This is a genomic window from Bacillus sp. LR--39 (assembly GCF_053613335.1).
The window spans coordinates 1-825 of the sequence record NZ_JBSIOT010000626.1; the positions used below are offsets into that span (position 1 = coordinate 1).

1 protein-coding gene is annotated in these 825 nt (G+C 37.6%); it reads right to left on the reverse strand.

What is annotated here, in order from left to right:
* Positions 1-815: response regulator aspartate phosphatase (locus ACWHAR_RS25410; protein WP_452088225.1), on the reverse strand; the 815-nt coding region annotated here is incomplete at its 3' end.
* Between the last annotated feature and the right edge of the window lie 10 nt (positions 816-825).

Below are 825 nucleotides of genomic sequence, written 5' to 3' on the forward strand. Positions count from 1 at the left end.
CTGAAACAATCCATTGCTTGGTCTTGTTTATGTTGAAGAAAATAAATTAAGGCTAAATCGTGGTAAGCTTGTGTCAAGTTGTTGAAATTTGATTTTTTGAATTGGAGTATCGATTGCTCCATGTATTTTGCTGCTTTCGTCAATTCGCCCATTTTAAGATAACAATTTCCGATATTGAATAAAGCTTGGCCGTAAATTCGCTTGTTTTTGCTTTCAAGCAGCCGTGCGCCTTTTAGTGCCTGTTCGAGGTGAGGGAGCGCCTTTTCATGACTTTCTAGGTCATCGTAGTTTCCTGCGATCACAAAATGGCATTGTATGCGGCGGACTGAGTAAAGGTCGTGCGTTTTATAAATGTTATACGCCTGAGAAGAATAGTGCATGGATACATGGGTTTGTTTCATATGATAAAACACTTCAGCCATTTTAAAATAAAATTCTGCCCGCTCGATTTCATCTGAAATATAAGGAATTGTATTTTCCGCTTTTTGATAGAATGTAATGGCACTTAAGAAATTGCCCTCTTTGAATTCATACATTCCTTGAAAAAAGTAATAGTAGTATTCAACGAGCTTCTCCATCTTCCTGTTGCTGCCTTCAATTCTCTTTAAATATTCTGATAACTCCATTTGGTTTCCTTCAGATGGAATCACATAGTCAATCATAAGCTGATGGCGAAATCCAATGAGCTGATAGTAAATCAAGAGGTCTTGGTCTTCTTCCATGACGTCAATGTCCCGCTCGATCTCAGCTTTAAGCATTTCAGCGTCAGTCACATTAAACTTTTGAATATGCCGGTTCCACTCATTAATTTTCATAAGTTTAATG